This window comes from Mycobacterium adipatum (assembly GCF_001644575.1).
Lineage (GTDB): Bacteria > Actinomycetota > Actinomycetes > Mycobacteriales > Mycobacteriaceae > Mycobacterium > Mycobacterium adipatum.
Window position 1 is genome coordinate 4,499,353 of the sequence record NZ_CP015596.1, and the last position, 26,276, is coordinate 4,525,628.

23 protein-coding genes and 1 tRNA gene are annotated in these 26,276 nt (G+C 68.2%); 11 read left to right on the plus strand and 13 right to left on the minus strand.

The features are described 5' to 3' along the window. Window positions 1-32: 32 nt before the first annotated feature. The 3 genes from A7U43_RS21375 to A7U43_RS21385 all read left to right on the plus strand — a co-directional run bounded on the left by A7U43_RS21375 (window position 33) and on the right by A7U43_RS21385 (window position 1,448). Window positions 33-515, plus strand: coding sequence for a sigma-70 family RNA polymerase sigma factor (locus A7U43_RS21375; RefSeq protein ID WP_231963370.1), 483 nt, complete (start codon window positions 33-35; stop codon window positions 513-515). Beyond that, the gene (locus tag A7U43_RS21380) at window positions 512-1,114 is read left to right on the plus strand and encodes an anti-sigma factor family protein (protein ID WP_067999190.1); all 603 of its coding nucleotides are present in this window, start codon (window positions 512-514) and stop codon (window positions 1,112-1,114) included. The genes A7U43_RS21375 and A7U43_RS21380 overlap by 4 nt, the downstream gene beginning before the upstream one ends. A gap of 97 nt (window positions 1,115-1,211) precedes the next feature. Then, the gene (locus tag A7U43_RS21385; protein ID WP_067999192.1) at window positions 1,212-1,448 is read left to right on the plus strand and encodes a hypothetical protein; all 237 of its coding nucleotides are present in this window, start codon (window positions 1,212-1,214) and stop codon (window positions 1,446-1,448) included. Here A7U43_RS21385 and A7U43_RS21390 read toward each other — a convergent pair. After that, the gene (locus tag A7U43_RS21390) at window positions 1,445-3,010 is read right to left on the minus strand and encodes a 4Fe-4S binding protein (protein WP_067999194.1); all 1,566 of its coding nucleotides are present in this window, start codon (window positions 3,008-3,010) and stop codon (window positions 1,445-1,447) included. The genes A7U43_RS21385 and A7U43_RS21390 overlap by 4 nt on opposite strands. Window positions 3,011-3,200: 190 nt before the next feature. On the opposite strand from A7U43_RS21390, the gene A7U43_RS21395 reads away from it, so the two are divergent. Then, the gene (locus A7U43_RS21395; RefSeq protein WP_067999197.1) at window positions 3,201-3,797 is read left to right on the plus strand and encodes a TetR/AcrR family transcriptional regulator; all 597 of its coding nucleotides are present in this window, start codon (window positions 3,201-3,203) and stop codon (window positions 3,795-3,797) included. Between the two features lie 36 nt (window positions 3,798-3,833). After that, window positions 3,834-5,276, plus strand: a complete 1,443-nt coding sequence (locus tag A7U43_RS21400) for an AMP-binding protein (protein ID WP_067999200.1) — start codon at window positions 3,834-3,836, stop codon at window positions 5,274-5,276. A gap of 12 nt (window positions 5,277-5,288) precedes the next feature. Here A7U43_RS21400 and A7U43_RS21405 read toward each other — a convergent pair whose 3' ends face one another. Together A7U43_RS21405 and A7U43_RS21410 are read right to left on the minus strand one after the other, a co-directional pair. Further along, window positions 5,289-6,047 (minus strand): DUF2127 domain-containing protein, encoded by a 759-nt coding sequence (locus A7U43_RS21405; protein ID WP_068003336.1) that lies wholly within the window; start codon window positions 6,045-6,047, stop codon window positions 5,289-5,291. 27 nt (window positions 6,048-6,074) lie between these two features. Next, the gene (locus A7U43_RS21410; protein ID WP_067999202.1) at window positions 6,075-8,213 is read right to left on the minus strand and encodes an Rv1355c family protein; all 2,139 of its coding nucleotides are present in this window, start codon (window positions 8,211-8,213) and stop codon (window positions 6,075-6,077) included. Window positions 8,214-8,310: 97 nt separating this feature from the next. Here A7U43_RS21410 and A7U43_RS21415 point away from each other — a divergent pair, with 97 nt between their 5' ends. Next, window positions 8,311-9,684 (plus strand): cytochrome P450, encoded by a 1,374-nt coding sequence (locus A7U43_RS21415; protein ID WP_067999204.1) that lies wholly within the window; start codon window positions 8,311-8,313, stop codon window positions 9,682-9,684. Window positions 9,685-9,742: 58 nt separating this feature from the next. On the opposite strand, the gene A7U43_RS21420 is transcribed toward A7U43_RS21415, so the two are convergent. After that, window positions 9,743-10,387, minus strand: a complete 645-nt coding sequence (locus tag A7U43_RS21420; RefSeq protein ID WP_068003339.1) for a TetR/AcrR family transcriptional regulator — start codon at window positions 10,385-10,387, stop codon at window positions 9,743-9,745. A gap of 149 nt (window positions 10,388-10,536) precedes the next feature. Here A7U43_RS21420 and A7U43_RS21425 point away from each other — a divergent pair, with 149 nt between their 5' ends. Beyond that, entirely contained in the window at window positions 10,537-11,241 is a 705-nt protein-coding gene (locus A7U43_RS21425) for a dienelactone hydrolase family protein (RefSeq protein ID WP_067999206.1), read from the plus strand. A gap of 21 nt (window positions 11,242-11,262) precedes the next feature. Next, a complete protein-coding gene (locus A7U43_RS21430; protein WP_231963371.1) occupies window positions 11,263-11,928 on the plus strand; it encodes an SAM-dependent methyltransferase in 666 nt (221 codons plus the stop codon). Window positions 11,929-11,943: 15 nt separating this feature from the next. Here A7U43_RS21430 and A7U43_RS21435 read toward each other — a convergent pair whose 3' ends face one another. The 5 genes from A7U43_RS21435 to A7U43_RS21450 form a co-directional block, all read right to left on the minus strand. Further along, window positions 11,944-13,773 carry a putative bifunctional diguanylate cyclase/phosphodiesterase gene (locus A7U43_RS21435; protein ID WP_067999209.1) on the minus strand — a complete coding sequence of 610 codons (1,830 nt, stop codon included), beginning with the start codon at window positions 13,771-13,773 and terminating at the stop codon, window positions 11,944-11,946. Between the two features lie 114 nt (window positions 13,774-13,887). Further along, window positions 13,888-14,145, minus strand: a complete 258-nt coding sequence (locus tag A7U43_RS29260; RefSeq protein WP_082902243.1) for a hypothetical protein — start codon at window positions 14,143-14,145, stop codon at window positions 13,888-13,890. A 27-nt stretch (window positions 14,146-14,172) separates the two neighbouring features. Continuing rightward, window positions 14,173-15,114, minus strand: coding sequence for an EAL domain-containing protein (locus tag A7U43_RS21440; protein WP_197499885.1), 942 nt, complete (start codon window positions 15,112-15,114; stop codon window positions 14,173-14,175). Between the two features lie 306 nt (window positions 15,115-15,420). Beyond that, complete coding sequence (locus tag A7U43_RS21445) at window positions 15,421-16,422, minus strand: NADP-dependent oxidoreductase (RefSeq protein ID WP_067999211.1); 1,002 nt, start codon at window positions 16,420-16,422, stop codon at window positions 15,421-15,423. After that, entirely contained in the window at window positions 16,419-17,018 is a 600-nt protein-coding gene (locus tag A7U43_RS21450; RefSeq protein ID WP_067999214.1) for a TetR/AcrR family transcriptional regulator, read from the minus strand. The genes A7U43_RS21445 and A7U43_RS21450 overlap by 4 nt, the downstream gene beginning before the upstream one ends. A gap of 161 nt (window positions 17,019-17,179) precedes the next feature. Between A7U43_RS21450 and A7U43_RS21455 the strand changes: the two genes are divergently transcribed. Together A7U43_RS21455 and A7U43_RS21460 are read left to right on the plus strand one after the other, a co-directional pair. After that, window positions 17,180-18,013, plus strand: a complete 834-nt coding sequence (locus A7U43_RS21455; protein ID WP_067999216.1) for an alpha/beta fold hydrolase — start codon at window positions 17,180-17,182, stop codon at window positions 18,011-18,013. Window positions 18,014-18,041: 28 nt separating this feature from the next. Further along, entirely contained in the window at window positions 18,042-18,914 is an 873-nt protein-coding gene (locus A7U43_RS21460) for an alpha/beta fold hydrolase (protein WP_067999218.1), read from the plus strand. A gap of 130 nt (window positions 18,915-19,044) precedes the next feature. On the opposite strand, the gene A7U43_RS21465 is transcribed toward A7U43_RS21460, so the two are convergent. The 3 genes from A7U43_RS21465 to pgm form a co-directional block, all read right to left on the minus strand. Next, window positions 19,045-19,117 (minus strand) — tRNA-Ala (locus tag A7U43_RS21465). A 56-nt stretch (window positions 19,118-19,173) separates the two neighbouring features. Beyond that, window positions 19,174-20,442, minus strand: a complete 1,269-nt coding sequence (locus A7U43_RS21470; RefSeq protein WP_067999220.1) for an MFS transporter — start codon at window positions 20,440-20,442, stop codon at window positions 19,174-19,176. Next, entirely contained in the window at window positions 20,439-22,085 is a 1,647-nt protein-coding gene (gene pgm / locus A7U43_RS21475; protein ID WP_067999222.1) for a phosphoglucomutase (alpha-D-glucose-1,6-bisphosphate-dependent), read from the minus strand. Before pgm ends, A7U43_RS21470 begins: the two co-directional genes overlap by 4 nt. 95 nt (window positions 22,086-22,180) lie before the next feature. On the opposite strand from pgm, the gene A7U43_RS21480 reads away from it, so the two are divergent. Then, complete coding sequence (locus A7U43_RS21480; protein WP_068003341.1) at window positions 22,181-22,852, plus strand: hemerythrin domain-containing protein; 672 nt, start codon at window positions 22,181-22,183, stop codon at window positions 22,850-22,852. An 83-nt stretch (window positions 22,853-22,935) separates the two neighbouring features. Here A7U43_RS21480 and A7U43_RS30590 read toward each other — a convergent pair whose 3' ends face one another. Beyond that, complete coding sequence (locus tag A7U43_RS30590; RefSeq protein WP_067999224.1) at window positions 22,936-26,232, minus strand: BTAD domain-containing putative transcriptional regulator; 3,297 nt, start codon at window positions 26,230-26,232, stop codon at window positions 22,936-22,938. Window positions 26,233-26,276 lie beyond the last annotated feature (44 nt).

Genomic DNA, 26,276 nt, shown 5'->3' on the forward strand with positions numbered 1-26,276 from the left:
CAGTAGCCGCGGGTCGCGCTGCCGACGGTCGCGTGTTGACCACGCTGTATCTCGCCCACGGCGACGCCGTTCGCCGCTTCGTCGCCGGCTACGTCGTCGATCCGCAACACCGTGAGGACATCGTGCAAGAGACCTTCACTCGGGCGTGGCGCAACGTCGACAAGATCGACACCGCCGGCGGTAACCCGCGTTCGTTCCTGTTCTCCATCGCCCACAACGCCGTGATCGACCAGTGGCGTGCGCGATCCCGACGCCCAGAAGTGCTGACCGACCGGGACACTGCTATCGCGACCGACGACGGCGTCGACGCCTCGTTGCAGCGAATTCTGCTCGCCGAGTCGATGCGCCGGCTCAGCGCCGACCACCGTGCGGTCATCAAAGCGTTGTACTTCGACGATATGACGCTCGCGCAGGCCGCCGATCGGCTCGGTGTCGCGGTGGGCACGATCAAGTCACGCAGCTACCACGCCGTGCGGGCGCTGCGTGCGGTCTTCGACGAGATGGGGCTGCTATGAACGATGACCCACATGTTCTGCTCGGTGCCTACATCCTCGGCGGTCTCGATCCCGCCGAGCGGCGGCAGTTCGAAGCGCACCTCCGCGGATGTTCGCAGTGTCAACGTGAGGGTGCCGACTACGCAGGAGTATCGGCATTGCTGGCGAAAGTCGACCCCGCAGATCTGGTAGTCGACGACAGCCCGACACCAAGGTCACGCAGCGCCCGCCGATGGTGGATATCAGGAGCCGCCCTCGCCAGCGCCGCCGCAGTTGCCGTGGGTATCGCTACCGTCACCGTCATCGGGCCGCCCGAGCCAACAGTGACTCACACCTACGCGGTGCAAGAAGTCAGCGGGGACGTCGCGGGCCGGGTGACGCTGACAGCGAAGCCCTGGGGCACCGCGATATCGATCGACTTCGAAAAGCTACCGCGCGAAGGTGTTTTCACCCTGCGGACGATGGATGGTCAAGGCACGATGCAGCCGGCGGCCAACTGGGCGGGCATGCCGTCCGGCAAGGGGGTGGTGCAGGGGGCCACCTCGATACAACTGCCGGAGTTGCGCACGCTCAACGTGGTCGATACGAATGACGCTGTGCTGGCGACCGTCCAGCGGTGAGCGGCATCCCGTGGCCTGGGGCAGCGGCTGTGAAGACCTGCTGACGCCGTGCACGGTGCCGCGACCGCCGCCATCCGGACGGTACGCTGATCTTGGTATGGAGATTTCGGCATTGACCATAGCCGCCTACCTGCTGGTGGGCGGTTGCAGTGGTGCCTGGTTCTGGCGAGTCATCCGATCCACCGGCCACCGTGTCAACGCGGCCCTGATCGTCGTGAGCGTGGTATTCGGCGCGCTGTGGCCGGCCATGCTGCCGGGTGTCACCGTCTACCGCTGGATGCTGCCGCGTCCCAGCGTATTCCGCGAGGACGCCAACACCCCCGCATCCCGCTAGGTGGACCGGAGCGCCGCGGTGCGCATCTCCGGTATCCCGATGAACTTCACCCGGGGCCGCGACGCGGCGGCGCCGCGCTCGCGTTCGGCGGTGTCGATGGCCCGCCATCCCTGCCAATCTATGGCCTGGACTCCCCTGTCCTGCAGCAGTTTCCGCAGTGCGTCCGGACCGCGCACATGTCGGTCCAGAGTGCCCTCGAGGTGATCACGCCACAGTTGGCTCACGGTTTCCTCAGCGCAGGTCCGGTTGGTGCCGATGACCCCGCGCGGTCCGCGTTTGATCCATCCCGTGACGAAGGTGGCGGGCACACCGTCGACACGTCCGGCCACGTTGGGCACCAGGCCCGCGGCCTCGTCGAACGGCAGACCGTCGATCGCGCTACCGCGGTACCCGATGGAGCGCAGCACCAATCCGGTATCCAGGTCGCCGCCGGTCGTGCGCAGTGCCTGGACCGCGTCCTGGCCGACGATCTCCACCGGACTGGTCATGAAGCGGAACACGATGCGCTTGTTGCCCGGAGTCACCGGACGCTCGGCGTACTCGCGCGCGATATCCAGTTTCAGGGTGGCCCACAGGTCGGTGCCCTCCGCCGGATCCTCCAGTGGCCCGTCGATGATGACATCGACACCGTCGAGGTGGCCCAGGGCAAGGAACTCGCCCACCGAAAAGGCCGCGTCGGCGACACCCCGTCGGCCCAGGATGACGACTTCACGGATCAGGCTGTCCCGCAGTGATTCCAGTGCGTGCTCGGCGATATCGGTCGCGCTCAACCTCGGCTGGTCCGTCAGCAGTATCCGCGCGACATCGAGGGCCACGTTGCCGTTGCCGACGATCACGGCGCGTTCGGTGCCGAGATCGAATGTGCGCCCGGCATGGTCGGGATGCCCGTTGTACCAGCCGACGAAATCGGCGGCCGGATGACTGCCCGGCAGGTGCTCCCCTGGGATGCCCAGTTGGCGGCTGGTTCCCGCGCCGACCGCGTAGATGACCGCATGGTGATGGGCGAGCAGGTCGTCATGACTGAGGTCACGCCCGATTTCGACGCCGAGGTGACACCCCAATCGCGGATTGGCGAAGATCCGTTCGAAAATGCCGACCAGCGCTTTGGTGTGCTGATGATCGGGCGCAACGCCGGCGCGGATCAGCCCGAACGGGGTGGGCAGCCGCTCGAACAGGTTCACCTCGACCCCGTCGATATCGATCAGTTCGGCCGCGGCGTAGCAGGCTGCCGGGCCCGCGCCCACCACCGCAACCCGCAGCTCACCGGGTGCGACGCCGGGACGGGACGGCGGCGCCGCCGTGGTGTCGGCTTCCAGCGGATGCCGGGTGAAGTACGCGGCATTGATGTCCTTGAAACGCTCCTGCCCGGCGGGTAGATCCTCCTCGTAGTGGATCGCGCCGACGGGACACTCGTCGAAACAGGCCCCACAGTCGATACACGATTGCGGGTCGATGTAAAGCATGTCCGCCGCGCCGCCGTGCACCGGACGGATGCAGTCGACCGGGCAGACGGGCACGCAGCTGGCGTCCTTGCAGCAGTTCTGCGTGATCACGTAGGCCATGGCATCCCCTTCGGCTCGGTATCGTCCTAGTCGGAGGTTACTGGACACTTGTCCGATTTTGCCAGCCCGGGAACCAACCGCACCGCACATGCTCACACCGCGGACCGTCAAATCCGGCGGATATACGCTGGATATGCGGGCTATTCGGCCGACTGTTGCCAATCGACCGCACTGGCTATACCTTGGACACATGTCCAGCCCCGTGGTGGCTGAGGTCACCTATCTGCAGGATCCGGCGCACCGCCGCAAGCACACCCACCGACAGGTGTTCGGTGCCGCGGCCGCGATCGTCGGTGCCCGCCCCGAGCCAGCCGTGGCCGAACTGTCCATGGCCGAGCTGGCCGCCAGGGCCCGTATCGACCCGTCCACCGTGTCGGCGCATTTCGCGTCCATCGACGCGATGTTCGCCGAGCTGTACCTCAACCGCGTCTACGAACTGCCGTTGACCGTCGACCCCCGCGCCGGCGCCCGAGCCCGGGTCAGTGCCCAACTGCGGGCCGTGACGCTGGTGCTGGCCGACGAACCGCTGCTGGCCGCGGCCTGTGCACGCGCACTTCTGCGCGACGGTGACGCTGCGGTGGCCGCTGTGCGCACCCGGGTGGCCGCCGAAGTGCATCGGCGGACCGCCGCCGCGCTCGGCATGGGGGCCTGGCCCGAGGTGCTCGATACCGTGCAGACCATGTTCTGGGGCGCGCTGCTCCAGGTGCAGACCAGCGTGATGAGCTATCACGCGATGGCCGACCGGCTGGACACCATGCTCGCGCTGATCCTGCCCGACACCGACTGAACCCGGCCGCGCGCGCTTGCGTAACGTCACCGGCACATGACCACCGATCTCATCCACGACCTGGTGACCGCCGCAGCCGGCACGGCACCGGACCGTGCCGCCCTCATCGAACCCGACGGCACCGTGGTCTCGTTCGCCCAGTTCGACTTCCAAGTACAAGAGCGCGCATCCTGGATCACCGAGCGCAGCCGCCCCGGTGACCGCATCGCGGTGCTCGCCGACAACAGCGCCGACTATGCGCGCCTCTACTACGCGGTACCACGCAGCGGCCGCATCCTCACCCTGATCAATCAGCGGTTGAGCGTTGCCGAGCACCTCGACCAGTTGCGCCGGGTCCGGCCCGCCCTGGTGGTGGGCGACGCCCGCTATCTCGAACCGCTCGGCGATGCCGCGCACGACATCGTGACCTTCGGTGGGCCGCTCTGGCAACAGCATTCGGCAACGTCACCGGATGTCGCGGTGCAGCCTGACGATCCCGCGTGGTTGCTGTTCACCAGCGGCTCCACCGGCACACCCAAGGGTGTCCTGCACAGCCACCGCTCCGTCACCACCGCGGTGCGCGGCACGGTCGCGGGCCGCTCGGTGCGTCCGGGCGGGGTCTACCTGCTGCCGTTCCCGATGTGCCACATCGCCGGCTACAACATGCTGGTGCACCATAGCGTCGCCGCGACGGTGCTGCCGGTGCCCGCCTTCCGACCGGAGTTCTTCGTTGCAGCGGTCAACGCCCACGGGGTGACCTCATGCTCCCTGGCCCCGACGATGCTGCACAGTCTGCTCGAGCATCTGCAGGATGCGCCGACCGAGTTGCCGACCCTGCGCGACATCTCCTACGGGTCCGCCGCGATTCCGGCCGCGCTGCTGCGTCGCGCCGTGGACCGGCTCGGTGTCGCATTCCACCAGGGCTACGGCATGACCGAAACCGGCGGCAACATAACCTTTCTCGGGCCGACCGAGCACCTTTCCGGCGACCCGGAGGTGTTGCGCAGCGCGGGCCACCCGCATGACGAGGTGTGCATCCGCATCGCCTCCGACGGTGAGATCCTGGTGCGCGGAGCCCAGGTCGCCGCGCGGTACTGGCCGGACGGTCCGGTGACCATCGATGGCTGGTTGCACACCGGCGACGCCGGGTACCTCGACGATTGCGGCCGCCTGGTGGTGACCGACCGTCTCAAGGACATCATCATCACCGGCGGGGAGAATGTGTCCTCGCGCGAAGTCGAAGATGTGCTCTCGCTGCACCCGGGTGTGGCGCAGACCGCCGTCATCGGCGTGCCCGACGAGTACTGGGGGGAGGCGGTCTGCGCGGTCGTGGTGCCCAGTGCCGCGTCACACCCCAGTGCCGATGAGCTGATCGCCCACGTGCGGGCGCACCTGGCCGGCTTCAAGCGGCCCCGGCGGGTGCTGTTCGTCGACGAACTGCCGTTGACGAGCAACGGCAAGATCGCCAAATCGGTGCTGCGAGAGGCGGTACAGCGGTAGCGCGCCGGCCGGTCAAGCCTTGTTCAAGCCGGCCCGCTCGACGCTGAGCAGGCTCTCGGTGTGGTGCTCGGCCAGATAGGCCCGCCCTCCGCCGTTGAGCCCGAACAGCCGCTTACTCCACAACAGCCACAGCACCGCCACGATATTGATCAGTACCGCCAGCAGCCGCAGGGTAGTGACCTTCTCGGTCAATTCGTAGATCTCCAGCGGGAGGAATGCACTGGTGGCCACCACCGCGAAGTACTCACCCCAACGCTTCATCGACCACAGCCCGACCGCCTCGACGAGCTCGATGAGCGCGTAGGCGACCAACCCGGCCGCAATCCACCACAATGTCGTCTCCGACAGCGTGAAGACCTCACCGATGCGCTGGACGATCTTGGAATCGTCGAGGTTCCAACCGATCTGGTCGCTCAGCGGTCTGATCAACGGGAGCTCGGCCTCGAACTTCTGCTGCAGTTCGGTGCGGGCGCTGCGCAGTTCGAATACTCCTGCCGCGACCAGCAGGATGATCAGCGCGCGGATCACGCGTTCGACGGCGAGCGCCCGCATCAGCGTGCGGTCGCGCAGCAGCCGCCCGCGGGGCACCTCCGGAGCGGTGTCGGCGGGCCCGCGCCCACGGGGCGCGCCGACGACGAACGTCTCGCAGCGCAGGCACCGCCACGCCTCACCGACCGGGGTGTCGACTCGCAGCCGATCGGCGAGTTCGACTTCATCGGGCGCGAACGTCGCGTGCCCGTGCAGACCGCAAGACCGCAGTGCGAAGTCCAGTTTCAACGTGTGTCCTCCTGCATCGAGTCAGATCACCAGCGAGAGCCGGTCCCGGCTGCGCCGGCTGGGCAGCGACGTCGGCGGGGTGCCCGCCAGACGCAGGGTCAACGCCACCGACTCGTCGGCGCCGAGCCCGATCAACGCATCGAATTCCTGTTGCAGCTCCTCCAATTCACCGGCGAAGGACGGCGACAGCTCATGCAGGTCCTCCACCGTCTGCGCGTACAGGAAGGCCGGAGATACCGGCTGGGCTCCGAAACCCCGCTGCTGGGCCGTGATCCAGACGGCTTCCACCGCGGACCCGCCGATGGCGTAATCGCGAAGATTGCGGCCCGGCACGCTGATGACCGCGAGAGCGGAGCTGGCCAGGACACGGTCGCGCATGTCGTCACCCAGCGCCGATCCGGCCTTCCACTCGGCAAGCTGAGCCATCACGTCCGGCCGTCGCAGCACGCCCAGCAATGCCATGCCACCCTCGTCGAACTCGAGGTTGCGCACGTCGATACCGGCGTCCGGGTCGGGATCTCCCGGCCAGCGCAGTTCCGAGATCATCTCCGCGTGCAGGTGTCCGGTCAGGAAACGTATCCGGTCCGCGGCAGCGAAAATTGTTGCCACCGTGTCCAGATCCGCACGACTGGTGAGCAGCCGCAGGCGGCCACCCTGCCGTTCGGCGGCCGCGGTCAATGCGGCGGCGACGTCGGGATCGACGGGTTGCGGTTGGCCGTGATGGCGGTTGGTCTCGCGCGACATCATCGCCGCGAACAGTCCGGCCAGATCGTCATCGGTGCCCGTCCCGAGATGTAGACGGGCCTGCAGCGGCACCCCGCCGGCATCCTCGGTGACGGTCACCTCGCCGAGCGCGCCGTGCGCGGCGGCGGCGATCCGGATGTTCAGCAGGGCCGCGCCGACCGCGACCGCGCTGCCGCGGAATCCGACGTCCATCGTCGACTTGTATGCCGGTGCCACCCCGATGTCGACCCCGTCCGGGCGCACCTCGATGTGCCACGGCTGGACGTTTCCGCCCGAGGGTGCCCGCATGGCCGCCACCGCGAGATCGCCCGCAAGGTCCCCCGGTGTGCACGCCGAAATGCCCGCGCCCGAAGGTGAATCGATCCACTCCGCGTCATCACCGCTGTGATGGGCCATCTCCGGCTCATGGATCTGGTCGAGTGCCCATCCGATGTCGAGGCGGGTCCGACCCGAACGCAACTCCTCGCCCAGGCCTATCCGGCGGACGGCCTCGGTCAGCGCGCACGCCCCGATGCCCACGTCGGCGGCCGTCTGCGGCCATGTCGACAACGATTTGTCGATCTCGATCAGCGAGGCCGCGATGCGCGCGGACAGCCGGTCGGCCTCCAGGTGGCGCAGGATGTGCGGGATCTTCTCCCGGTTGGTCATGCCGGGCAGCAGGTCGATGTCGAGTTGCCCGAGCAGTCCGTGCAGGATCGGCCGGCCGGGTTCGTGGTCGAAACGTTCCACATCCACGATCCCACGGTCGCTCGTGGCCATCAGCACCGGAATCCGCCGCTGCTGCGCCGCCAGCCTGAGGATGGCCTTGATGTGCAGGGCGTCGCACTCCTCCACCACGATGTCCAGACTCTCGACGAACGCGTCCAGGGTGTCGGCATTGAGCCCGGTGTCGAAGACCTCGACGGGCAGATAGGGATCGATTTCGGCGATCCGGCGTGCCGCCACATGGGCCTTGTTGACTCCCAGATCGAAGACAGTGGCCGGCACCCGGTTCAGGTTCGACAGCTCCAGCTCGTCGAAATCGGCCAATCGCAGTTTCCCGCACACTCCCTGCATCGCCAGCGTGTGCGCGATGATGTGCCCGACGCTCAGCCCGGCGACGCCGACCGAGAGCTCGCCGAGCCGATCCTGCTCGGTGGCGGTGATGCTGTTGCGGTTACGGTCCAGCCGCAGCGTACGAAAGCTGCGCGGCCCAAGTACCGCGACGGCCGCACGCCGCCACGGATAGAACGCCCATCTGGCGGGCTCGGCGAGCAGTTCCTGCTCCGGTGCCGGACGCAACTTCTGAAGGCTCGCCAGCTGCAAGCCATGGTGATCGAGGAACTCGATGCCCGGGTCGGCGCGCAGCGAGTCCAGGACCGTGCGATCCGCGGGCTCGGCCGGGTCCAGAATCTGTGCGCGGTAAGCGATCGGCATGCTGTCCTCGTCATCGTCTGGCGCCGCGGCGCGAACTCATCCGAGTCGTACACTAAGACCGATTCAGCGGGGGCGTAGCGACCGACTCGACGGAGGTATGTCTTTGCCCGACAGCACGCATGATCGCGCCGTTGCCGACCTACCGCTTGCCCCCCTCAATCCCCTGCCATATCGGCAAAGACGGGACGCGTTGCGCAACTTCCACACCGGCACCGACATCCTGCGTGACGCGGGGGGTCCGGTGACCCGCTTCACTCTCGGCCCGCGCTGGCTCATGCCCCCCATCGTGGTCGCCACCTCACCTCAGGGAATACGCGATATCGTCAGCGTCCGCGACGGTTCCATCGACAAGACGAGCGCGGTCGCCGCACAGCTGCGCAGCATCATCGGCGGAAACCTCTTCGTGTTGCCGCACGACGAGTGGCTACCTCGGCGCCGCACACTGCAACCGGTTTTCACCAAGCAACGGGTGGACTCGTTCGCCGGACATATGGCAGAGGCTGCCGAGATGATCACGGCCTCATGGCCCACCGACAGCGAGATCGATTTGGACAGCCAGGCCCGGCTGCTGTCCATGCGGGCGCTGGGCCGCTCGGTGCTGGGGCTGGATCTGGACGAACGGTCCGATGCCGTGGCCGAACCCCTGCGCGTGGCCACCGGTTACGCCGTGGCCCGCGCCCTGCGACCGTTGCGGGCACCGGCATGGCTGCCGACGCCGGCACGGCGCCGTGCCCTGGCCGCCACCGAGACCATCCGCCGGTTGGCCGACGAGATCATCGCGGCCTGCCGCGCCGACCCGACCCTGGACGCCCCGTTGGTGCACGCGCTCATCGCCGCCACCGACCCGGAAACCGGCCGGCCGCTGTCGGACAGCGAGATCCGTGACGAGATGATCATCTTCCTGTTCGCCGGCCAGGACACCACGGCGACCACCCTGACCTACACCCTGTGGTCCCTGGGACGCCACCCGCAGATCCAGGATCGGGTCGCCGCCGAGGTCGCCGCGATCGGTGACCGGAGGTTGACCACCGAGGATGTCGGCAACCTCGGCTACACCGTGCAGGTGATCAAGGAGGCGCTGCGACTGTGCCCGCCCGGACCGACCGGCTCGCGCAGGGCGACACGGGATGTCGAGGTCGCCGGCTACCGGGTCGCGGCGGGCACCATGCTGGTGTTCGGCCGGATGTCGGTCCAGCGCGACCCCACCTTGTGGACCAACCCCTTGCAGTTCGATCCCGACCGGTTCAGTCCGCAGAACTCGAAGGACCGCGACCGCTGGCAATACGTACCGTTCGGCGGCGGGCCACGCTCCTGCATCGGGGATCATTTCGCCATGCTGGAAGCCACGCTGGCGATCGCCACCATCATCCGCAATGTCCGGATCACCGCTCTGGAAGCCGAGTTCCCGCTGGCGGTGCCGTTCACGATGGTGCCGGGCGGCCCGATCCGCGCGCGGGTGACTGCGCGTTGATCCCTGGTGGGACGTACCCCACGAACACCCGCACCAGGGATCAACGCTCGCCGGTTGGTCAATCGTCGGCAGCGGCAAGGACGGCGGTGTCGAGGACCTGACCCTCCCGGATCAGCCTCGTCACCGCGGCATCCCAGCGCTGCAGTTGCGGACGGGTGACAAACGATTCGGGGAGATGGCGCTCGATGTGCGGTCGCAGGATCATCGCCCCGACCCGCAGGATCAACGGGTTCAGCGCACCCCAGACCGGATCCAGCTGGGGGCGGGTCAAACCGGCCTCGGAGAATTTCTCACCCTGTGCCGCACTGATCTGGAGCAGTCCGTCGAAGATGACCGACCCGATCTTGTCTCCCTCGACGAGTGCATGCGCGATGTAGTTCACCAGATCGGGATATTCGTAGAGCAACTGGGAGAACCGGCCACCCATATCCGCCAGGTATTCGCTGGTCATCTCCGATACCGGGGTGGCCTCGATGATCTCACCGAACACCTGCAGCACGTAGTCGTCGACGGCGGCGACCAGTCCGGCCTTGTTGCGGAAGTAGTGCTGCACCAGACCGATCGAGACACCGGCCTCCTCGGCAACGGCGCGCAGCGTGGTCGCCGCGACGCCCTTCTCGGCCAGCGTCCGCACCGCGGCATCGCGAATCCGGTCGACACTCGTGGGCTCCGGCGGCGCCGCGGGCCGGAGGAAGGCCGTCATGGCCTCGACCATACAACCAACTTGCTTTCCAATGCGACTCTATGGTGAGCCGGTATGGCACGCTGGACTCTCAATGCGCGTGTACTGCCGCCACCGTGCCGGCGTCGCAGAACCCATCAGATCCGCCCAACTGCAACGGGATACCCCACATGCCGAAGGTCACCTTCCCAGCTCCCGCCGGTCCTTTGCCCGGCTACCTTGCGACACCCGCCACCGAGGGGCCGTGGCCGGCCGTCATCGTGGTGCAGGATGTGCGCGGAATGACCGCCGACGTCCGGCGCGTCAGCGACCGGCTCGCGGCGGCGGGGTATCTGACGCTCGCTCCCGCGCTGTACGGTCGCGGACTCAAGATTGCCTGCATGCTCGCGACCATCCGCAGCCACTTCGCGGGCACCGGCGACAGCTTCGACGACATCGTCGCGGCGCGCGATCACCTGCTGGCGGACCCGAACTGCAGCGGCAAGGTCGGCCTGGTGGGGTTCTGCATGGGCGCGGGGTTCGTGCTGCAACTCGCGCCCAGCGGACTGTTCGACGCGACCGCGCCGAACTACGGGCTGAATCCGAAGAACATCGATGCGCTGGCCCAATCATGCCCCGTGGTGGCGAGTTACGGCGCGAAGGACCGCATCGCACGCAGCGGAACGGCGGCCGCGTTGGAGGCAGTGCTCGCCGCCGGCGGGGTGCCCCGCGATATCAAGGAATACGAGAACGTCGGGCACAGCTTCATGAACGACTTCGGCATCCCGGCGCCGTTCACGGTGATTGAGCGGATCGCCGGCATGGAGTACTCCGAGCCGGAGGCCGAGGACGCGTGGCGACGGATTCTGAGCTTCTTCGGTGAACATCTGCGCTGAGGCCCGCTACGCTTTGGCGCTATGGCTGAAGTGATGGACTGGGATGCCGCGTACTCCGACCGAATCTTCGTGGGGCCCCCGCCGTGGAACATCGGTGAGGCGCAGCCTGAGATCGCCGCGCTGATCGAGGCCGGCAAGATCACCAGCCCGGTCCTGGACGCCGGTTGTGGCGTCGGCGATGTGTCACTGGCGCTGGCCGCGGCGGGGTACGACGTCGTGGGCGCCGACATCTCCACCGTCGCCATCGACGCCGCAACTCGCGCCGCCGCGGCGCGCGGGCTGACCAATGTGCGCTTCGTGCAGGGCGATTTGCGCACCCTCACCGTGGACGGCGATCCGTTCAACACCATCGTCGACTGCACGCTGTTCCACTCGCTGCCGGTCGAGGCGCGCGAGGACTATCTGCGCGGTGTGCACGCGGTGTCCGCACCCGGCGCCGTCCTGCACATGCTGGTGTTCACCACCGATGCGCTCCCCCCGGATTCGCCGTTCCCGGTGCCCAATCTGGTGACCGAAGCCGAGCTTCGCGAGGTAGTGTCACGGGTCTGGACGATCGAGAACGTGCAGCCGGCTTTCGTCGCGGTGCAACTGCCCGATGTCCCGAATCTGCCCGAGCACAACTTCGCCAGCGACGACAAGGGCCGGGTCAAGCTGCCCGCCCTGCTGCTGACGGCGCGTAAGCACTGATCCGGCGGCGCCGACCTAGGGCCGCCAGGAGGTGCTGCCATCGGCCAGCATCGTGGCCATGGTGTCGGCGTCGACCGGCGGGGACAACAGAAATCCCTGTGCCTGATAGCAGCCCAACTGCACGAGCATCCGCGCGGCCGCCTCGGTTTCCAGGCCCACGGCCACCAGCCCGAGACCGAACGCCTCGCCGAGCGACACGATCGCCCGGACGATCGCGAGATCGTCCTTGCTGCCGTCCAGGTTCTGCACGAACGACCGGTCGATCTTCAACGTGTCGATGGGCAGCGATTTCAGCCGACTCAAATCGCTGTAGGCGGCCCCGAATTCGTCGAGTGCCAGACTCACGCCGAGCGCACGCAGTGCGGTGAGGATCTCATCGTTCAGATCGGCGTCATCGGTGACGAAGCTCTCGGAAATCTCCAAGCTCAACGACGCCGGATCGAGTTCCAGGTCCGCGAGCACGCGGGCCACATGGTCGACGAAACCGTCGGCCACCCGTTGCACGGGTGAGACGTTGACCCGCAGCTTCACCGTCTGTGCCAGCCCCATCGACCGCCACTGCCGCAGCTGCGCGCAGGAATCCTGCAGCACCTTGCGGCCCAATACCGCCGCCAGGTTGGAGGATTCGGCGACCGGCATGAAAGCGCTCGGCAGCAGCATTCCCCGGGTGGGGTGGTTCCACCGCACCAACGCCTCCACCGCCACCACCTCGCCGGTGCGCAGGTCAACCTCCGGCTGGTAGTGCACGACGAACGCCCCGTTCTCGATCCCGTCGCGCAGGCGCAGCTCGACATCGTTGAGCAGCAGGTATTTTTGGGCGATGACGTCGCTGAACACGGCGGCGTCGTTGCCCCCGGAATCCTTGGCGGCCACCAGCGCCAGGTCGGCGTGACGCAGCACGTCGGCAGCCGAGTCACGGCCCGGAGTTCCCAGCGCCACACCGATACTGGCGGTGCGCCGGATGAATTCGCGGCCGATGGTGAAGGGTTCCTTGAGCAGCAGGGTGATCCGTTCGGCGAGCAGCGCCGCGTCGTCGAGGTCCGTCGGGCCGGCGGGCACGATGACGAACTCGTCACCGGCCTGGCGTGCCAGAAGTGCGGTGGCGTCCAGGGATTCGCGCAGCCGACCGGCAAACTGCGCGATCAGCTCGTCGCCCGCGGTGTGACCGAACTGATCGTTGACCGACTTCAGCCGATCCAGATCGGTGAACAGCACGGCGACCGGACCGTCTTGCCCATCGGCGAGGCGGGCCGCAAGGTGCTCGGTGAGGACACCGCTGTTGCACAGCCCGGTGAGATCATCGTGCTCGGCCAGGAACTGCAGGCGCTCGATCGCGACCAACCTGGCCTGCAGCTGGGCGAACATCGTCGCAATGGTCTTCAGCGCGTTGAGTTCTTCCTCGAGCCACTCGCGGTCACCGTATTTGACGAAGCCCAATGTGCCGGTGGTGACGTCGTTCGACAGCAGGGGCACGCAGGCCAGCGAGGTCTGCGGCACCTCGGTGCCCTGCTGGATCGTCTGCTGATATTCATCGGTCTTGGGCTCCGGGCGGATGACCAGCGGCTCTTTGAGCCATTCGGCCATCGCGAACACCGGGTCCGCTTCGGCGAAGTACACGACGCCGATCGGGTCCGGGTCCGGCACATAGGTGCGGATCGGCCACTGCGCCACCAGCCGGGTCGCGTGGATCTCGTGATCGTTGTGCCGCAGGAACGCCACATCCAGCCCGAGATAGGCCGCGAGGTCGGTCAGCACCAGTTCACTGACCTCGACCGCATTCTCGGTGTGCGCGGTGATGAGTCGCTTGGCCGCCAGATCCACCAGACCGTTGAGGCTGCCGATCACATCACCTCACCATCCCCGCCAACCACCCGCATTGCGGTGGCACGTGGAGAGGCGCACATCGCCCACACTTTAGCGGCCCGCGCCGGTTTTGCAGGCGCGCCAAGCCGGTGCGGCTCAGGGGATCCGGTCCAGCAGACTGCGGGCGATGACGGTGACCAGAACGCGGTCATAGGTGATGGCGAGATCGAAGCGACGTTCCGGCTCGGGCACCGAGCCCGACGTGTCCTGCTCCCGGGCGATCAGGGCCGCGCAGTGATGCGGACCGAGGCTGAGCACGATCCACTGCCCGCACAACGGGTCCCCAGGGGCGAGATCGACCCCCCGGACCCCGGATCCCAGATCGCTGGGCAAGCCCCGGCCGAAGACGGCCACCAGCGCAGAGGTGCGCGCCAGTTCGCTCTAGCGCGCGCTGGTCGAACCCGTGAAGTGTTCTGCCAGCTGCAGCGACGCCATCACCATCGGAGGATCCGGTGCCAGCCGGGCCTGAGCCTCGATTTGTCGGGAGAACGGGATGAGGGTTGCCTTGAGTGCAGTGCGAACCGGAACCTTGTCAGCGATGAGGTCGAACGGCGAGTCACCGGTCGGCTGCACCGGGTGCTTCATCGGCGGCGGCGACCACCCCGCCGAGACCGGGCCCCTCAGCGGTCCGGGCCGGCCGAATTTGAAACCCTGGCCGAGGGTGGCACCCAGCGACAGCGCCTGTTCGAGATGCTCATCGGACTCGATTCCTTCGGCGAGGAGCACCGCGCCGGTCCGTTCGATATGCGCGAGCACGGCGGCCAGGATGCGGGCCTGGTCGTCGCTGGGATGCGACTGCACCAGGTGAACGTCGAGTTTGACGATATCCGGGCAGATGACGTCGAGCAGCGCCAGTGAGTCCGGATGGGCACCCACATCGTCGAGGGCGATACCGAATCCGTCCGCGCGCAGGGCGGCCACCTTGCGAAGCAGCGCCCGGGGGTGTTTCAGCAGGCTGCGTTCGGTCAGCTCGAACATCAACCGCAGGTGCTCGTGTGCGCGGGCCAATAGCCGGTTCCCGGCGCGATCGAGGTGATCACCCACTGGTTCGCAGTTGAGCGTGAGCAACGTGTCCTGGGGTAGCTCGCGACGCAGAGCGACGTCGAGTGCGGCCGTGATACACATCCGATCCAGCGCACCCAGCCGGCAGGTGGCCGCGGCATGCGCGAACACCGTCTCGGGATCGGGATCGCCGAGTTCGGGCCACCGGGTCAGCGCCTCGAAACCGACCACGGCGCCGTTGGCGAGCACCGTGATCGGCTGAAATGCCGTGGTCAGGCCGGCTCCGGACACGGCAGCGTCCAGAATCGCGGAGTCTGCCACGCGGTGACCGCGCCGCGACGCAATGGGCGCCACCTCATCCCCCCTGCGCTCAGAAACGCGTGACCCGGAGCCGGACGTACTCATCCCGGTTCCGGATTCCCACCCACCCCGCTCGCAAACTTTAGTCCGGTCCGGCGTGTGCCACGGCGTGTTCGGCAAGAGCGGCGGCTCCGCGCCCCGGAAACGAAACAGTCGTGAAGCGTGGAGCCGGCGGGATTCGAACCCCCGACCCCCACCCTGCCAGGGTGAATGGGCCCCTCGCGCGACGTCCACCGCGGTACCTTTATGCAGGTCTGGGTGTTGGTGTCAGTCGAGGGTGACGACGACCTTGCCGCTTTTGGCCCTGCCGTTCTCGAGGTGGGCGAGCGCGTCCAGCGTCCGATCGAACGGGAACGTCGAATCGAGGACCGGCCGCAGGCGACCCGCGTCGTATAGCGCGGCGAGCTGATGAAGCTGGGCTCCGCTGGCCTGCATGAAGAAGAACGCGTAGCGCACCCGTAGCTTCTTGGCGGCGTTGCGAACTTTGCGACTGAGGAACGACAAGACGAACTCGAAGGGCTTGGGCGCGCCCAGTTGTTTGGCGAAGTCGGCGTCTGGTGGGCCGGTGACACCGATCGCCAGTCCTCCAGGTTTGAGCACGGTCAGTGATGTGAGGAGGTTGTCTTCGCCCACCGAGTCCACGACAAGGTCGAAGCCGGAGAGCACGTCGGCGAAATCCTGTGTGGTGTAGTCGACCACGACATCTGCGCCGAGAGCGCGGACCAGCTCGGCCCGCGCACCGTTGACGGTGGTCGCGACGTGGGCGCCGAGGTGTTTGGCGAGTTGGATAACGGTGGATCCGAGCCCGCCGGCGCCGGCGTGGACGAGCACTTTCTGTCCAGGTTGGATGTTCGCCTTCTCGACGAGGATCTGCCAGGCCGCCAGGGCCACCAACGGGACTGCGGCGGCCTCGTGCATGCTCAGCGATGCTGGCTTGTGCGCGACGTCGGCGTGGTCGATGGCGATGTATTCCGCGAACGTCCCGATGCGCATGTCGCGGGGGCGTGCATACACTTCGTCGCCGACGGCGAAGCCGGGGACGCCGGCACCGACGTCGGTGATCACCCCGGCCACATCGTGGCCGAGCACGAACGGGGTCTTGTATTTGAGGAGTTGTTTGAAGTCCCCGTCGCGGACCATCCTGTCGAGCGGGTTGACGCCTGAGGCGTGGACTTTGACCAGCACGTCGTTGTGGCCGACGGTCGGCACGGGAACGTCCCTGGCCTGCACACCGTCTTTGCCGTAGTGGGTGACGACGAACGCCTTCATGATCTGGGCCTCTCTGCCTTCTCGACGTCGAGCAATGCCGTCGCGTTGCGGATCCCCGCGGCCAGAATGTCGTCGGACAGCGCCGGGTCGGACACCGCCCGGGCGAGTTGCATGCTGGCCACCAGGATGGTGAACAGTCCCAGCGCGGTGCTGCGCGCGGCCGCAGGTTCGCTTGGCGAGAGGTGCGCGGCGATGACGTCGACGATGGACGTCATGCCCTCGGTGTAGGAGTCGCGTACCGCCGAGCTGCAGCGGCCGATCTCATCGAGCAATGCGGCGTTGGGGCAACCGGCGCCCGGATCATCGCGGTGCTGCGTTGAGAGGTACCCGCGGATGTAGTCCTGCAGTGCCGCCCGGCCGGGCGGTAGCGACGTCAACGCGTCGACCTGCGCGCGCAACTGGTCGGCGACGGCGTGGGCCACCAGATCGTCCTTGGATGCGAAGTGGGCGTAGAACGCGCCGTTGGTCAGACCGGCGTCCGACATCAGCGTCGCGATCCCGGAGCCGTCGATGCCGTCGGTCTTGAATCGCGCGCTGGCCGTGGCGATGATCCGGCGCCGCGTCTCGGCCTTGCGCTCCCCGGCCTGTCGCGCCATGGGCCACCTCCCTGTCCTGTCATGAGCATCCGTCCTTGCCAAATCGTACCACTCGATATTACAGTCATAATATTATGATCGTAAGATCGTATGTGAAATCGGGGATCTCGGATGACCACTGCCCTCGACGCACCAACTCACACCCTGCTGAAAGGCACATCATGACCACCTGGAAAGACACCCCCACCCGCACCGTCAACGTCGGCGGCGTGCCCTTCGCCTACCGCGAACTCGGCACCGGCACAGGGGTTCCCGTGGTGTTCCTGCACCACTTCACCGCGGTCCTCGACGACTGGGACCCCCGCATCGTCGACGGTATCGCCGCTCACCACCGCGTCATCGCCTTCGACAACCGCGGTGTCGGTGCCACCGGCGGCACGGTTCCCCCCACCGTCGAGCAGATGGGCTCCGACGCCATCGCCTTCATCCGCGCCCTGGGACTCGAACAGGTCGACCTGTTCGGGTTCTCACTCGGCGGCGGCGTCGCCCAAATGGTGGCCCTGCAAGCCCCAGAACTGGTCCGCCGAATGATCCTGGCCGGCACCGGACCCCGCGGCGGCGGCGGCATCGACAAGATGGCCACCATCGTCGGCACCGCCTACCTCAAGGCGTTCCTCACCTGGAGCGACCCCCGCAACTTCCTGTTCTTCCCCCGCACCGCCGACGGCAAGGCCGCCGCCGGCGACTACCTGCACCGCCTCAAGGAGCGGACCCGCGACCGCGACAAGAAGATCACCCTGCGCGCAGGGGTCAACCAACTCAGAGCCATCCGCCACGCCGGCCAGAGCCAGCCCGATGACCTGTCGGTCATCACCCAGCCCGTCCTGGTCGCCAACGGTGACCACGACCTCATGGTCGCCAGCGAACACTCCAACGACATGGCGCGGCGCCTGCCCAACGCCGAACTCAAGATCTACCCGAACTCCGGACACGGCGGAGTCTTCCAGTACCACCGCGAATTCGTCGCCACCGCACTGCAATTCCTCGCCGACTGACCCGACCGCAACCAGCCAGGAGATCGTCATGAACGCCAACCACAACCCACCCCACAGAATCGTCACCTCATATCGCGACGCGCCGGCGCGCACCCTGACCGCCGGCGGGGTCACCTACGCGTACCGCGAACTCGGGCCCACCGGCGGAATCCCGGTCGTGTTCCTCGTCCACCTCGCCGCCACCCTGGACAACTGGGACCCCCGCATCATCGACCCGATCGCCGAGGGCCACCACGTCATCGCCTTCGACAACCGCGGCGTCGGAGCCTCCACCGGAAAAGTCCCCGACACCATCGAAGCGATGGCCGAGGACGCATACACCTTCATCACCGCACTCGGACACACCACCGTCGACATCTTCGCCTTCTCCCTCGGCGGGATGATCGCCCAAGCCCTCGTGCTCAAGCATCCCGAACTGGTGCGCAAACTGATCCTCACGGGATCCGGCCCCGCCGGGGGCAAGGGCATCGACAAAGTTGCGGGCACCACCTACTACGACATGGTGCGCGCCACCCTCACCCGAAGCGACCCCAAGGAATTCCTGTTCTTCAACCGCGACGCCACCGGCAAGGCGGCCGCCCGCGCCTTCGTCAAGCGCCTCGACGAACGCATCCACGACAGAGACGCGAAGATCACCGTCAGGGCCTTCCAGACCCAGCTCAAAGCGATCAAACGCTGGGGCCGGTCCACACCGGCAGATTTGTCCAAGATCACCCAACCGACACTGATCGCCAACGGCGACCACGACCGCATGGTCCCCAGCACGCTGTCGGAGGACATGCACCGACGGATCGCCGGGTCGGAACTGGTCATCTACCCCAACTCCGGGCACGGCGGGATCTTCCAGTACCACCACGAATTCTCCAGGACCGCAGTTGCGTTCCTCGACAACGATCGTTAGGGAGACGGCCTTGTAACCGCCGGGAAGTCGCCCTTCTGGGAGAGCACTGTGGCGTTCATGCATCGGCGTGAATCGAGACGCAAAGCAAGAAACCCGCCCAGACCAATGGTCTGGGCGGGTTTCTCGAACGTGGAGCTAAGGGGATTCGAACCCCTGACCCCCACACTGCCAGTGTGGTGCGCTACCAACTGCGCCATAGCCCCGTTTGTTGTGCTGTTGAAAGGTACACCACTGTCCCGCGCAGGTTCAAAACAGCTGGTCAGGGCACCTCTCCACCGGCCTCCGGGCCGAGCGGACGGGCCGGGGTGTGCTCAGCGGGCGGCCGGCCCCGGGTTTCGGGGGCAAAGACCCAGCCCAGCGCCGCCACCAGCAGGATCGCGCCGCTGATGATGAACGCCCAGGAGAACGAGAAATACTGCGCGATCAGACCCACCAGCAGTGAGCCGCCGATCGAGCCGACATCGGCCATCATCTGGAACGTCGCGACCGCGGTCCCGCCGCGCGACCGGCTGCCCACCACGTCGGCGACCGCGGCCTGCTGCGGGGAGACGAAGATGCCGGTCGCCGCGCCGGCGACATAGGCCGCGACCAGGAACACCGGCAGCGATGTGGTGAACCCGACCAGCGCGGTCGACACCGCGGCCAGGGTGAGCCCGAAGATCAGCAGCCGGCGCCGGCCCAGCCGGTCGGACAGGTAGCCGCTGGGGATGACCACCGAGATGTTGCCCACCGCGAAGGCGGTGAGCGCGAGCCCGGCCACCCCCGGACTGCGGCCCAACACCTCGACGATGAACAGCGGGACCAGCGCGATGCGCAGCCCGAAGGAGGCCCACCCGGTGGCGAAGTTGGACAGCAGCGCGGCCTTGTAGGCGCGGTGGCGCCACACGGTGCGAAACGGCACCGGCGGGCCGTCATCCTCGTCCGAGCCGCCGATCACCGTCGAATGACGCAGGTTGACGAACACCACCGCCGCCGCGACCAGCAGCGCGGCCCCGTAGATGAGAAACGGTGCGGCCAGGCCGAGCCCGGCGGTGACCGCGCCCAGGATCGGACCACCGACCGAACCGATCATGAACCCCGAAGAGAACAGCCCGGCCACCCGCCCGCGGGCATCCGGCGGTGAGATCCGGATCATCAGTCCCAGCGAGGACACCGTGAACATCGCCGAACCGATGCCGCCGAGCGAGCGGAACAGCAACAGCTGCCAGTAGGTCTCGGCCAGCGCGCAGGCGGCCGTGGACACCGCGACGATGATCAGCCCACTGATGTAGACCCGGCGCTCCCCCAGCCGCTGGACCAGGAAACCGGCCGGCGGCGCCCCGACCAGGCGCATGACGGCGAACGCGGTGATGACGAAGGTGGCCGCGGCGATGCTGACGCCGAAGTGCCGCGCGTACTGCGGCAGGACCGGGGCCACGACCCCGTACCCGAGCGCCACCACGAAGTTCGCCGCGACCAGGACCCAGACCTCGCGCGGTAACCGCGGCCTGGATCGGGTGGTGCAGTCACTTTCGCCGGCAGAGCTCACGCGATGACTGTATTGACCACCGATTTGGCGGCCTCCTGGACCTCCGCCAGATGCTCGGGACCCAGGAAGGACTCGGCGTAGATCTTGTACACGTCCTCGGTGCCTGAGGGCCGCGCGGCGAACCAGGCGTTCTCGGTGGTCACCTTGAGCCCGCCGAGCGCCGCCCCGTTGCCGGGCGCGGCGGTGAGTTTGGCGATGATCGGTTCGCCGGCCAGTTCGGTGGCGGTCACCTGCTCGGCGGACAGTTTGGCCAGCCGCGCCTTCTGGTCCCGGTCGGCCGGTGCATCGATGCGTGCGTAGGTGGGCGCCCCGTACGTGGCGGCGAGTTCGGCGTAGCGCTGCGACGGGGTCTTACCCGTCACGGCGAGAATCTCCGAGGCCAGCAACGCCAGGATGATGCCGTCCTTGTCGGTGGTCCAGGTCGAGCCGTCGGTCCGCAGGAAGGAGGCGCCCGCGCTCTCCTCGCCACCGAAACCGATTGTGCCGCCGATCAACCCGTCCACGAACCATTTGAAGCCGACGGGCACCTCGACCAGCTCGCGGCCCAGCCCGCCGACCACGCGGTCGATGATCGAACTACTCACCGCGGTCTTACCGACCGCGGTGCCGCCCGGCCAGTTCGGCCGGTGGGTGAACAGGTAGTCGATGGCCACGGCCAGATAGTGGTTGGGGTTCATCAGCCCACCGTCGGGGGTGACGATGCCGTGCCGGTCGGAGTCGGCGTCGTTACCGGTGGCGATCTGGTACTCGCCGGGATTGTCGTTGACTTTCCGCAGAAGTCCAGCCATCGCGTTCGGCGAGCTGCAGTCCATCCGGATCTTGCCGTCGGTGTCCAGCGTCATGAACCGCCAGGTGGCGTCGACGAGCGGGTTGACCACCGTCAGGTCCAGCTGGTGGGTCTCGGCGATCGCGGCCCAGTAGTCGACGCTGGCCCCGCCCAGCGGGTCGGCACCGATGCGCACGCCCTGCGCGCGGACGGCGTGCAGGTCGACGACATTGGGCAGATCCTGCACGTAGGCGTTGAGGTAGTCGTGGCGCTGGGCGACCTGCAGGGCGCGCGACAGCGGCACCCGCTTCACCGCCCGGATCCCCTCACACAGAATCTCGTTGGCCCGCTGGGCGATGACGCTGGTGGCGTCGGTGTCGGCGGGCCCGCCGTTGGGCGGGTTGTACTTGAAGCCACCGTCGCGGGGCGGGTTGTGCGACGGGGTGACGACGATGCCGTCGGCCAGGTCGGTGTCGCGGCCCCGGTTGAACGTGAGGATGGCGTGACTGACCGCGGGGGTCGGGGTGTAGCGGTCGGCGGCGTCGATCATCGCGACGACATCGTTGGCGGCGAGCACCTCCAGCGCCGAGACCCAGGCCGGCTCGCTCAGCGCGTGGGTGTCGCGGCCGATGAACAGCGGGCCCGTGGTGCCCTGCGCGGCGCGGTATTCCACGATCGCCTGGGTGGTGGCCAGGATGTGCGCCTCGTTGAAGGCGCCGTCCAGCGCGGACCCGCGGTGCCCGGACGTCCCGAACACCACCTGCTGGGCGATGTCCTCGGGGTCGGGCTGCACCGTGTAATACGCGGTGACCAGGTGTGCGAGGTCGACGAGATCTTCGGGCTGCGCCGGCTGACCGGCTCGCGGATTGGCCACCATGACACCATCCTTGCCTACCCGCGTCGCCGGTGTCTCGTCGTCACCCCAAGCCCGTCACAAGTTCGTCGCAAGTGGACACCGTCAAGGTGATCTCCATGAACAGCTCCGAACGAGAACACCAACTCCTCACCCTGGAACCCGACCTCAGCGGCATCATGCTGGCCCACCGCGCCATGGTGGCCGATATCGGCAGGCTCGCCGACCTGACCACCGCCATCGCCCAGCGCCGCATGCCGTGCACCCCCAAACGCGCCCGGGCATTCACCCGCTACCTGGAGCTGATGTGCGAGTCGATCCACCATCACCACACCATGGAAGACGATGTGCTGTGGCCGGTCATCGAGGCCGCGGCAGGCGACTTCGTCGACCTGACGGAGTTGACCGCGGATCACGCCGCACTCGATCCGCGGTTGGACCGGTTGCGCGAGCACGCGGCGGCCTTCGGGCGTTCGGGCGATCCTGAGCTGGCCCGGCCGTTGGCCGCCGGCCTGGCCGATCTGCACCGGCTGTTGGCAGCCCACATCGCCGATGAGGAACGCGACCTGTTCCCGGTGATTCGGCGTCACGTCACGGTGGCGGCCTGGGAGGCCGTCGAGACCGCCGCACGCAAGACCGGGCGGTTGTCCTTCGACGGGCCGCGGGTCCTGGCGGTGGCCACCGATGCCGAACGCGCGAAGATCGCCGCCGCGGTACCGGGTCCGCTGATGCTGCTGCTGGGCTACCTGGCCCGACGGCACCGCCGGTTGGAGCGCGCCGTTTTCGGCTGACCGTCTCCCGCCTGGCGAAACTCGCGTACCCGTCGTCTCCGCGGCCGAATTTGCGACCGGTACGCGAGTTTCGCCAGTGAGATTCAGCCGATCAGGGCCCGGGCCTGCGCCGACAGTCGACGGGTCAGCTCGCCGGCGGCCCGTCGGTAGCGCGCCGCGCCCACCCGGTCACCGGTGGCCTCGGCCACGGCCGCCAGGGCGGCATCCACCGGACCGGTGAGCAGGGTCCCGTTGTCCAGTCCGGCGAAGCGCCCCGAATACGGCAACAACTCCGCGGCGGTGGCGGTGGCGGTGTCCAGGTCGCCCATGGCGACGGCGGCGTGTGCCCGCAGGGTCGCCATGGCCACGAAGAAGAAGGACCGTTCGATCGGTATCCGCTGGGCCCAGATCTGCTGAGCCTCTTCGGTTCTGCCGGCCTGGTGCAGCGCGATCACGGCGCCGTCGGCGATCATCCGGGACACGTGGCGATGCACGGCGACCAGCTCGTCGGCCATCGGGGCGAGGCTGCCGCGGACCATGTTCGCGCTCACCCGGCCCACGATCCCGATATGCGCCCCGTTGGCCACCCCGTATTCGGCGAGCTTCGCCGACACCGCGACATAGGCCTGCTCGCCCGCATCGGTCCGGCCGGCCAGCACGGCCAACTGCGCACCGAACGCGTCGAGAACGCCGAGCAGGAAGCCCAGCTGACCGGTCCCGGCCCGCGCCACCGCCTGGTCGACGTGCGCGGCCGCACCCGCCAGGTCGGACCGTCCGGAGGCATCCAGGAACGCGAACCAGTGCGCCACCGCCTGGTAGTCGGTGGCGTCATAGGCTTCGGCGACCGCGAGCAACTCGGCCACGATGGCTTCGCGCTCATGCGCCAGGTCCGGGCCCAGGCATGCGAAGGCCCGCACGTTCAGCGCGGACAGCAGCAGCCGCTGGTGGCCGGCCGGGTCCTCGGCATACAGGCACCGGGCCAGCTGCAGCGCTTCGTCAGCGGCCGCCAGCGCCGAATCATGTTCCACACCTTCGAGTTCGGTGAACAACGTGAGAAGCAGCCGGGCGCGGATCTGCGGGGGCTGGTCGCGGCCCAGCACCCGGCGCAACGGGCCGACGATGGCGTCGTCGATGGCGTCACCGGCCCGCACCCGCCATACCAGCGGGGCATCGGCGGAGGTCAGCGCCCGCACCGCGGGCTCGTCATGGTCGCCGACGGCGATCATGGTGTGGTGTAACTCTTCGCGGGACCCGAGCGCGTCCCCGGCCCGGGCGAGGGACGCGATGAGACCGCACCGGGCGGGCACCGTCACCGCGTGATCAGCACCGCCCAGCTCGAACATGCGCACCGCGGCTCGCCATTGCCGGGCGGCTTCCACCGGCGCTCCGACGCTGTCGGCCTCCGAGGCCGCAGTCATCGCGAAAGCCGCTGCCTCGTGTGCAGTTTCAGACGTTGCGGCGGCGACGGCGTGGTAGGCCAGCGATGCCGGGTCGGCGCCGTGCCCCGGAGACCGAAGCAACTCCAAGGCGGCCGCGTGCAGCCGGGAGCGCCGCAGCACCGAGGTATCACCGTACAGCGTGTCCCGGATCAGGTTGTGGGCGAACCGGATCCGCCCAGGGGACGGTTCGTCGAGCAGGCCGGCCAGCACCGCGGGCTCCAGCGCGTCCAGGAGTTCGTCGTCATCGCTGCGGGCCAACTCCGCCAACAGGGTGACATCGACCTCGCGACCCAGCACCGCCGCCTGGCGCAACGCGGTCGCGGTCTGCGGCGGCAGCCGGGCCAGCCGGCGACGGACCACATCTCCGACCCCCGCCGGGATCCCGGCGTGCGCGGCATCGACACCTTCGGCGACCATCAGCCGGGCGAGCTCCCGGACGAACAGCGGGTTGCCTCCGGTGCGTTCCCGCAACAGCCGCAACGTTTCCCGGGTCACCGCGGGCAGCCCGCAATCGGTGGCCAGCGCGGTGAGCGCGGCATCGTCGAGGCCCGACAGGATCAGGTGCGCCGCGGTGTGATTGGCCAGCGCGGCGCGGGCCTGGCCCAACTCGGCACCCGATTCCGAGGGTCGGTAGGTGCCGATGACCAGCAGTGGCGCGGCGCCGAGCCGGTCGGCGATCAGGCGCAGCAGCTCCAAGGTCAGGCCGTCGGTGCGGTGCAGATCTTCGAGGATTATGAGCAGCGGTGCGCGCTCGGCGGCCTGCCCCAGCACCTCGGCCAAGGCGTGCGCGATCCAGAACACCGTGCCCTCAGCGGCCTGCCCGGGGGTCATCCGTTCGTCGTGCAACAGCGGGGCCAGCGCCGCAGACTCACGGGGTTGCAGTGTGCTGGTGAAACTTTCGAGGACCTCCGTCCACGCCCAGCCGGGTGGCGCGCCGTCGACCTCGGGGCTGCGCCCGGCCACCACCGTCCAGCCGGCGGCGAGCAACCGGGCCGCGGCGGCCTCGACCACGGTGGTCTTTCCGGCGCCGGCTTCACCGCCGACCCACACCACCCGCAGCCCGCCGCGCGCGGCGGCACCCGCCGCCGCGTCGATGGCGGCGAGTTCGCTGTTGCGGCCGCGGGCGGGGTTGACAACGGGAGTCTCGTGCGGCGCAGGCACCGGCACCGGCACCAGTGCGATGGGATCGAGGTGCTCGGCGTGGCGCAGGATGTCGCGTTCCAGTTCGCGAATCGCCCGGCCGGGTTCGAGCCCCAGCTCCTCGATGAGGTAGGCGGTGCTGCGGCGCAACACATCCAGGGCCGCCGCCTGTTGACCACAGCGATACCGAGCGACCGCCAGCAGGCAGGCCGCCGCCTCCCGGTCGGGGTGATCCCGCACATGCGACTCCAGCACCCGGGCCACCACCGCATGTTGCCCCAGCGCGGACTGCGCCGCGGCGTGCGCCTCGGTGACCGACAGCCGCAGCTCGGCCAGCCGAGCCACCTCCGGCGCCGCCCACAGGGCGTCGCGCACTTCGGCGTAGGGCTCGCCGGACCACGCAGCCACCACATCGTCGAGCATTCGGGCGCGCTCCTGCGGATCGCCGCACTGTTCGGCGGCGGCGATCGCCGCCTCCAGCGACCACACGTCGACGGCGTCATCGGGCAGGCGCAGGCAGTATCCGGGCGCGGCGCTGACGATCACCCGGGCCGCGGCCCGGCGCTCCCGCCCCGGTTCCAGCACCCGGCGCAGATGAGAAATGTAGGCCTGCAGCGCCGCCAGCGCCTTCGGCGGCGGCTCACCGGCCCACAGATCCTCGATCAACCGGTCCACGGACACCACCTCGCCGTGCGCGAGGACCAGCCGGATCAGCACCGCACGCTGCTTGGGTCCGGCCAGATCCACCGGCCGGCCGGCCACCCACGCCCGGACCGGCCCGAGTACGGAGATCCGCACCGGGATGAGATCCTGCGCCGTCATGGTGAGCCGACTGTATCCGTACCGCCGCGCGGCCTCATACTCTG

What these genes read in the sequence shown, in the direction of transcription:
- A7U43_RS21390 (WP_067999194.1), bottom strand. Translation starts at nt 3,010, where the DNA reads ATGGCCTACGTGATCACGCAGAACTGCTGCAAGGACGCCAGCTGCGTG.
- A7U43_RS21445 (WP_067999211.1), bottom strand. Translation starts at nt 16,422, where the DNA reads ATGAAGGCGTTCGTCGTCACCCACTACGGCAAAGACGGTGTGCAGGCC.
- A7U43_RS21420 (WP_068003339.1), bottom strand. Translation starts at nt 10,387, where the DNA reads ATGACGGCCTTCCTCCGGCCCGCGGCGCCGCCGGAGCCCACGAGTGTC.
- A7U43_RS21430 (WP_231963371.1), top strand. Translation starts at nt 11,263, where the DNA reads ATGGCTGAAGTGATGGACTGGGATGCCGCGTACTCCGACCGAATCTTC.
- A7U43_RS21380 (WP_067999190.1), top strand. Translation starts at nt 512, where the DNA reads ATGAACGATGACCCACATGTTCTGCTCGGTGCCTACATCCTCGGCGGT.
- A7U43_RS21480 (WP_068003341.1), top strand. Translation starts at nt 22,181, where the DNA reads ATGAACAGCTCCGAACGAGAACACCAACTCCTCACCCTGGAACCCGAC.
- pgm (WP_067999222.1), bottom strand. Translation starts at nt 22,085, where the DNA reads ATGGTGGCCAATCCGCGAGCCGGTCAGCCGGCGCAGCCCGAAGATCTC.
- A7U43_RS21450 (WP_067999214.1), bottom strand. Translation starts at nt 17,018, where the DNA reads ATGGCGCGACAGGCCGGGGAGCGCAAGGCCGAGACGCGGCGCCGGATC.
- A7U43_RS21400 (WP_067999200.1), top strand. Translation starts at nt 3,834, where the DNA reads ATGACCACCGATCTCATCCACGACCTGGTGACCGCCGCAGCCGGCACG.
- A7U43_RS21385 (WP_067999192.1), top strand. Translation starts at nt 1,212, where the DNA reads ATGGAGATTTCGGCATTGACCATAGCCGCCTACCTGCTGGTGGGCGGT.
- A7U43_RS21410 (WP_067999202.1), bottom strand. Translation starts at nt 8,213, where the DNA reads ATGCCGATCGCTTACCGCGCACAGATTCTGGACCCGGCCGAGCCCGCG.
- A7U43_RS21415 (WP_067999204.1), top strand. Translation starts at nt 8,311, where the DNA reads ATGTCTTTGCCCGACAGCACGCATGATCGCGCCGTTGCCGACCTACCG.
- A7U43_RS30590 (WP_067999224.1), bottom strand. Translation starts at nt 26,232, where the DNA reads ATGACGGCGCAGGATCTCATCCCGGTGCGGATCTCCGTACTCGGGCCG.
- A7U43_RS21425 (WP_067999206.1), top strand. Translation starts at nt 10,537, where the DNA reads ATGCCGAAGGTCACCTTCCCAGCTCCCGCCGGTCCTTTGCCCGGCTAC.
- A7U43_RS21395 (WP_067999197.1), top strand. Translation starts at nt 3,201, where the DNA reads ATGTCCAGCCCCGTGGTGGCTGAGGTCACCTATCTGCAGGATCCGGCG.
- A7U43_RS21460 (WP_067999218.1), top strand. Translation starts at nt 18,042, where the DNA reads ATGAACGCCAACCACAACCCACCCCACAGAATCGTCACCTCATATCGC.
- A7U43_RS21455 (WP_067999216.1), top strand. Translation starts at nt 17,180, where the DNA reads ATGACCACCTGGAAAGACACCCCCACCCGCACCGTCAACGTCGGCGGC.